Here is a 7,220-nt window from a genome sequence, read left to right on the forward strand (position 1 = left end):
CGCTCGGAGGACGCGGTGCAGCGCTCAGTGGAGAACGTCGGCCTCTGCCACGTCGACTGTGGTGGAGACCGCGATGATTCAGAGTAGAGGGATGTCTGAATCGTCTTTGCCGGGTGGCTTCGTCAATCACGTCGTGCGGGTCGGTGCCACGGTGCGCCGACCTACGTCGGCCAGGACTGGGTTCGTCGCCGAACTGCTGAGGTTCCTCGAGGTCCGCGGCTGGTCCGGTGCACCGCGGTACCTGGGCCTCGATGAGGACGGGCGTGAGGTTCTCACCTACCTTGACGGGCACGTGGCCTGGGAACGAGAGCAGCCGTCAGCGGTGCACTCCGAGGAGAGTCTGTTGCTGGTCACCAGGCTCGTGCGGGAGTTCCATGATCTGACGGCAGGCACCGAACTGGCCGGGGCACAGGAGGTCGTCTGTCACAACGATCTCTCGCCGAAGAACACGGTCTACCGATCAGTCGGCGGCGCCTTGCGCCCGGTGGCGTTCATCGACTGGGACTTGGCGGCCCCGGGCGCACGTATTCACGATGTCGCCCACGTGTGCTGGCAGTACATCGGTCTCGGGCCAGGGGTGAGAGACGTCGACGAAAGCGCGCGGCGGTTGCGGCTGGTCACCGACACCTATGGGCTGGCCGATCGGGATGACCTCGTCCCGGCCGTCTTGTGGTGGCAGGACAGGTGCTGGCGCGGCATCGAGGCCGCTGCGCAGACGGGAGACCAGGCGATGGTCGGCCTTCGAGACGCCGGCGCAGTCATGGAGGTCCAGGCTGCCTGGCAGTGGGTCCTGGACCACCGGGGCATCCTGGCTCGCGCACTGCGATGACGTACTCGGTTTCGGGCATCGTCCCTCCCGACGACGAGGACGATGGCACACCGCGTGCAGCCACAACCGTGAGTCTGTTGTCCGCACAGTCCCCCAAAAGCGCTGTGGCGCGCGTTCATCACGGGTCCGGTCGACTGGCCATGCGTTGGGATGGACATGGTTCCCTCAGACCCGTGCGGTGTTCTTCGGCGCCGCGTTCGCCGGTATCGAAAGGCCCTTGATGACCGTGCCGCGCTCACGCCCATTCGTCCAGGTTGACGTGTTCTCCACGACCCCCTACCTCGGCAACCCGGTCGCCGTCGTCCTCGACGGGACGGACGTGACCGACGAGGAGATGCAGCGGTTGGCGCGATGGACGAATCTGTCCGAGACCACGTTCGTACTGCCCCCCACCGTCCCTGAGGCCGACTATCGGCTCCGGATCTTCACTCCTGGGGGCGAACTCCCTTTTGCCGGGCACCCCACTCTTGGGTCCGCATGCGCCTGGCTGGAGAACGGCGGCACACCGCAGGACTCGGACCGCATCGTGCAGGAGTGCGCCGCCGGCCTGGTCAGCCTGCGCCGCCGCGACGGCCTCCTGTCCTTCGCCGCCCCGCCGCTCATCCGCGACGGCGCGCTCGACGAGGAGTTCGTCGACCAGATCGTCACCGCCTTCGGCATCAAGCGCGAGCGCGTCCTTGCCCACCAGTGGGTCGACAACGGGCCCGGCTGGTCCGTGATCCAGTTGTCCGACGCCGAGGAGGTCCTCGCCCTCGAACCCGACTTCTCCCTCATCCCGACCGCGATGGTCGGCGCGATCGGGGCCTACCCCGACGGGGCCGAGCACGCCTTCGAGATACGTACCTTCGCCCCCGGCATCGGCGTGGCCGAGGACCCGGTGTGCGGCAGTATGAACGCCGCCGTGGGCCAATGGCTCACCTCCACCGGCGGCGCACCCTCCACCTACCGGGTCTCCCAGGGCGGGCGCGTAGGCCGGGCCGGGACCATCGAGATCACGGCCGACGCCGACGGCACCGTCTGGGTCGGCGGCGCCACGACCAGCTGCATCCGGGGCACCGTCACCCTCTGACCTGCCGCCAGACCCACAGCGACAGCACCATCCGGCGTCCGACGCTGGGCAGATCCGCCCGAATGTGTCGACGGACACGGCCGCGACATCAGCAACCGCCGGGAACGACAGCTCCTGCACCAGGGGCGACATCTCGCTCCTGGCCCTGCCAACACGTCGTACCGACGATCGGGGTCACCGCGCCGAAGCCCCGCTCGACTCGCCGGTGGGCTCATCGCAGTCGCCTGGTTCCTCCACCACGCGCCGTCCGGTCCGCTGCCGAAGCAGCCCGGCGGCCCCCGCTGACCGCCTCGGCCGCGCCACGCAAACCCGGCTGGTCGGGGCAGCCAGTGGATCTCCTCGGCAGACTCTCCGGTAACGTCAGAATATGAGCCATCCACATCCTGAACTAAAAGCCGCTCCTCCCCTGCCTGAAGGAGGGCTGAGGGTCGTCGCCCTGGGCGGCCTGGGTGAGATCGGCCGCAACATGACCGTCTTCGAGCATGCCGGCAAGCTGCTCATCGTCGACTGCGGCGTGCTGTTCCCCGAAGAGACCCAGCCCGGCGTGGACGTGATCCTGCCGGACTTCACCTCGATCCGTGACCGCCTGGACGACATCGTGGCCGTCGTCCTCACCCACGGCCACGAGGACCACATCGGCGCCGTGCCGTATCTGCTGCGCGAGCGCTCCGACATCCCTGTCGTGGGCTCGAAGCTGACACTGGCGTTCCTGGAGGCCAAGCTCAAGGAGCACGGAATCCGGCCGCGCACGGTGCGCGTACGTGAGAGCGACCGGCGCCGCTTCGGCCCCTTCGACTGCGAATTCGTGGCGGTCAACCACTCCATCCCGGACAGCCTCGCGGTCGCGATCCGCACCGACGCCGGGCTGGTGCTGCACACCGGCGACTTCAAGATGGACCAGTTCCCGCTGGACGACCGCATCACCGACCTGCGCGCCTTCGCCCGCCTCGGCGAGGAAGGCGTCGACCTCTTCCTCACCGACTCCACCAACGCCGAGGTACCCGGCTTCACCACTTCCGAGCGCGAGCTGAACCCGGCGATCGAACAGGTGATGCGTACGGCCCCGCGCCGGGTGATCGTCTCCAGCTTCGCCAGCCATGTGCACCGCATCCAGCAGGTCCTGGACGCCGCGCACCAGCACGGCCGCAAGGTCGCCTTCGTGGGCCGCTCCATGGTCCGCAACATGGGCATCGCCCGCGACCTCGGGTACCTGAAGGTTCCCAGCGGTCTGGTCGTGAGCACCAAGGAAATGGAGAAGCTCGCCGACCACAAGATCACCCTGGTGTGCACCGGATCCCAGGGCGAGCCGATGGCGGCTCTGTCCCGGATGGCCAACCGCGACCACGTGATCCGCATCGGCAAGGGCGACACCGTACTGCTCGCGAGCTCCCTGATCCCCGGCAACGAGAACGCCATCTACCGGGTGATCAACGGGCTGACCCGGTGGGGCGCCCATGTCGTCCACAAGGGCAACGCCAAGGTGCATGTCTCCGGGCACGCCAGCGCCGGTGAGCTCGTCTACTGCTACAACATCGTCAAGCCCCGCAACGTCATGCCCGTGCACGGCGAGTGGCGCCATCTACGGGCCAACGCCGACCTGGCCATCCGTACGGGCGTCGATCCCGAGCGGGTGGTCATCGCAGAGGACGGCGTCGTCGTCGACCTCGTGGACGGGCGTGCGTCGATCACCGGCAAGGTGCCCGCGGGCAACGTCTACGTGGACGGCATGGAGGTCGGCGGCGCCACCGAGGCGTCCCTGAAGGACCGCCTCACCCTCGCGGAGGAAGGTGTGGTCACCGTGGTGGCGATCGTCGACGCCGACACGGGCGCCCTCGCCGAGACCCCCGACTTCCTGGCCCGCGGATTCGTCCACGACGACACCACCTTCGAACCGGTCATCCCGGTCATCGAGAAGACTCTGGCGACCGCGGCCCAGGAAGGCGTCGGCGACGCGCACCAGCTGGAACAGCTCATCGCCCGCGCCGTGGCGAACTGGGCCTTCCGTACCCACCGCCGCAGGCCCCTCATCATCCCCGTCATCATCGACGCCTGACCGGCTCCGTTCCCTTCCCCCTCTCCTGCCCTGCCCTGCCTTACCGGCAGGGCAGGGACGGTTTCGCGCCTGCGTCCGCACTCACGCAGAGCGGCGTTGCCGGCACGGACTTCCAGCACCGACGGTGCGTCAGAAAGGCAAACGGATGAGCGCGCGTTTCGAGGAGATCGACTGGCGCCCGACAGCGATGGGCGAGATCAGCCTGCGGCGCCGACGCGACCCGGCATCGGGCAACGATGTGTACGAGGTGAAGCTCGGCGACGAGTTCTTGATGTCCAGCCTCTTCACAGCCGGTGAGGTCGCGCTCACGGAACTCGGACTGGCACAACTGCCGGACGCCGAACTGGACGTCGTCGTCGGCGGACTCGGACTCGGATACACCGCCGAGGCTGCGCTGAACGACCCCCGGGTGCGCTCGCTGACCGTGGTCGAAACACTCGCCGAAGTCATCGACTGGCATCAGCGGGGCCTGGTCCCGCTCGGTGCCCGGCTGGCTTCGGACCCCCGCTGCCGCCTGGTTCAAGGCGACTTCTTCGCGATGGCGGCCGATTCACGCGGTCTGGACCCGAAGGAGCCGGGCCGCCGCTTCCACGCCATCCTGCTGGATGTCGACCACTCGCCGCGCCATGTGCTCCATCCGCGCCACGCGGCGCTCTACCAGCCTGCCGGGCTCCGCGCTCTCACCGAACACCTCCACCCCAACGGGGTCTTCGCGCTGTGGTCGAACGACCCGCCGGACGAACAGTTCACCTCCGTACTCGCGGAGGTCTTCCCGCAATCGGCAGCCCATGTCGTCGACTTCGACAATCCCCTGCAGGGCGGCACCTCGACCAACACCGTCTACGTGGCCAGGACAGAAACCGGCCGGCCGTAGGCGACCAGTTCGGCGCATGGGGCACGGATACGGTTTCCGCCCACACGACCGATGAGTTCCGCCTCTCCCCGTCGTCTCCATCCTGGGAGCGTCCCCTCCGTGCCTGCGGAAGGCTCAGCCGAGATGACAAGGAGCGTGCACACCATGGCCGCCGAGTACGTGAGCGCCACTCTGACTGTCGCCGTGCCCGCCACAAGGGTGTTCGCCGTACTGACGGACCCGACGGCCCATTCCGCGATCGATGGCACCGGATGGGTTCAGGAGCCTGCCGACCGGGCGCCGCTGACCGAGGTGGGGCAGATCTTCCGGATGGACATGTACCACGCCAACCATCCGAACGGCGACTACCAGGTGGTCAACAAGGTTCAGGTGCTCGACCCGCCGCCCGCGCACCATCGGCTGGCTGACGGGACAGCAGAAGGGCGACGGCGAGCTGGAGTTCGGCGGCTGGATCTGGCGATACGACCTTGCGCCGCTCGGTCCGTCCGAGACCGAGGTGACGCTCACGTACGACTGGTCGGCGGTGCCGCAGTACATCCGGGACCGCGGCATCCGGTTCCCGCCGTTCGGCCCCGACCATCTCACCAACTCGCTGCACCACCTGGCCGAGCTTGCCGCACCGACATCCCGGGCCTAGGCCTCCGGCGTCTTCAAGGCACGGGGGCACCGAGATCAGGGGCCGGGTCCGGTTATGGCGGGCAGCAGGTAGTCGCGAATGAACTCCCTTGGGTCGATCTCCTTGTTGATGCTGTCGTTGCTGGTGTTCTCGCTGGTCACGAGCACGATGTCCGCGCTGGGAATCACGAAGACGAACTGCCCTCCGTATCCCCAGGCAAAGTACATAGGGCGTTCGGAGACGGTCTGCGTCCACCAACCCTCGGAATAGGCGAAAACGCCGTCGACCCGGGTGATCTGGGCCTGCGCCGCCCGCACCGCGCCACGTGGCACGAGCTGCCGTCCGCCCCACTTGCCGTCGTGCAGGTAGAGCAGGCCGAACTTGGCCATCTCCCGTGGCGTCAGGTAGACGTTGTACCCGCCGGAGAAGACGCCTTGCGGGTCACGGCCCCAATGCTCGGCCGTGATGCCCATCGGTCCGAAGAGATACTGGTGGGCGAACTGACAGGTGCTCATACGGGTGGCCTTCTGGAGCACGGCCGAGACGACGTGCGTATTGCCGCTGCTGTAGTTGTACGTCGTGCCAGGGGCGGACACGAGATCACGGCCGAGAATCGCCCGACCCCAGTTCGACGTCTTCTCGACCGTTCCCTCGGTCGAATCCTCTGTCCAGTCGAGACCTGACCTCATGGTCAGCATGTGCCGGATGGTGATCTTCTTCTTGTCCGGCGACGCCTTGGCGAAGTACTCCGGCAGGTAGTCGGCCACCGGGTCGTCCAGGCTTCCGATGTCGCCCTTCGCGACGGCGATGTGGACCAGCGCCTGCAGGATGCTCTTCGACACCGAGTGGACGTTGTTGCTCCGGTGTGCGCCACTACCGTCGTAGTACCGCTCGGCCACGAGGCGCTCATGTCGGACGACCAGCGCGCTCAACAACGACGCGTTGTCCCCGAGCTTGGCCAGCCCCCTGCGCAAGATGGTGGCATCCAACCCCTGCTCCTCCGGCGGGGTCGACGACCAGTCCTCCCCGTCGTCCCGGGGATCCTTGTACGTCGGATTGCTCTCATAGAACGTCCGGCCGCTACCTGCGATCCGGTCACAGTCGACGCTCGCCGCCGTAGCCGCCGCCGTTGCTGTCGACTTCGACGATGGCACCTCGGAACACCCGGCCAAGGCCAGGAGCGACAGCATCGGCACTATCCAAATGATCCGGCCCAGTCCTTGGTTTCGTAGTCTCATGGCTGACTTCATTTTCCTTGATGCGAGACGACGGTGCCGGCCTCGATCTCTCGGGGGGGGTCTGCGCGTGGAGAGGTCCGTCATTTCTCGGCTGGGGTGGGGGCTTGAGGGAGGCGTAGCTGGAAGCACGCTCCGAGGGTCCGGGGGCTGAGGGTGAGGGTGCCTTGGTGACGGTGTGCCAGGTCACGGGCGATGGCGAGACCCAGGCCGGTGCCGCCCTGGTCACGGGAGCGGGCGTCGTCGAGCCGGACGAAGCGTTCGAAGATGCGCTCGGCATCCTCGGTGGGCACGCCCGGTCCGTCGTCGTGCACCGCGAGGACGACCCAGGCGTCCTGGTTCCGGACGGTGATCTGGATGCGGTGTGCGGCGTGGCGGGCGGCGTTGTCGATGAGGTTGCGCAGCAGCCGTTCGTACTCGTCGGGGTTTCCGTGTGCGTGTGCGGGGGCGGTGCTGTCGCAGGTGAGGGTCAACGGCCGTTCGGTGAGGGGGTATTGCTCGGCCATCCGGGAGGCGAGGGCTGTCAGGTCGACGGTGTTGGGGT

At 67.6% G+C, this 7,220-nt stretch carries 7 protein-coding genes; 5 read left to right on the plus strand and 2 right to left on the minus strand.

The window, feature by feature from the left end:
* The first annotated feature begins 61 nt into the window (after window positions 1-61).
* The 5 genes from O3Q52_RS15730 (at window position 62) to O3Q52_RS15750 (ending at window position 5,462) form a co-directional block, all read left to right on the plus strand.
* Complete coding sequence (locus O3Q52_RS15730) at window positions 62-829, plus strand: phosphotransferase (RefSeq protein WP_269649402.1); 768 nt, start codon at window positions 62-64, stop codon at window positions 827-829.
* A 220-nt stretch (window positions 830-1,049) separates the two neighbouring features.
* Complete coding sequence (locus tag O3Q52_RS15735) at window positions 1,050-1,898, plus strand: PhzF family phenazine biosynthesis protein (protein WP_269649409.1); 849 nt, start codon at window positions 1,050-1,052, stop codon at window positions 1,896-1,898.
* A 367-nt stretch (window positions 1,899-2,265) separates the two neighbouring features.
* Complete coding sequence (locus O3Q52_RS15740; RefSeq protein ID WP_269649403.1) at window positions 2,266-3,951, plus strand: ribonuclease J; 1,686 nt, start codon at window positions 2,266-2,268, stop codon at window positions 3,949-3,951.
* Between the two features lie 145 nt (window positions 3,952-4,096).
* The gene (locus O3Q52_RS15745) at window positions 4,097-4,825 is read left to right on the plus strand and encodes a spermidine synthase (RefSeq protein ID WP_269649404.1); all 729 of its coding nucleotides are present in this window, start codon (window positions 4,097-4,099) and stop codon (window positions 4,823-4,825) included.
* 496 nt (window positions 4,826-5,321) lie between these two features.
* Window positions 5,322-5,462 carry a hypothetical protein gene (locus O3Q52_RS15750; RefSeq protein WP_269649405.1) on the plus strand — a complete coding sequence of 47 codons (141 nt, stop codon included), beginning with the start codon at window positions 5,322-5,324 and terminating at the stop codon, window positions 5,460-5,462.
* 35 nt (window positions 5,463-5,497) lie between these two features.
* Here the strand turns inward: O3Q52_RS15750 and O3Q52_RS15755 are convergent, their stop codons facing one another.
* A complete protein-coding gene (locus O3Q52_RS15755) occupies window positions 5,498-6,631 on the minus strand; it encodes a serine hydrolase (protein ID WP_269649406.1) in 1,134 nt (377 codons plus the stop codon).
* 128 nt (window positions 6,632-6,759) lie between these two features.
* A partial coding sequence (locus tag O3Q52_RS15760; RefSeq protein WP_269649407.1) for a cell wall metabolism sensor histidine kinase WalK occupies window positions 6,760-7,220 on the minus strand: 461 nt, incomplete at its 5' end.

Source organism: Streptomyces sp. ActVer, assembly GCF_027270795.1.
Classification (GTDB): Bacteria; Actinomycetota; Actinomycetes; order Streptomycetales; family Streptomycetaceae; genus Streptomyces; species Streptomyces umbrinus_A.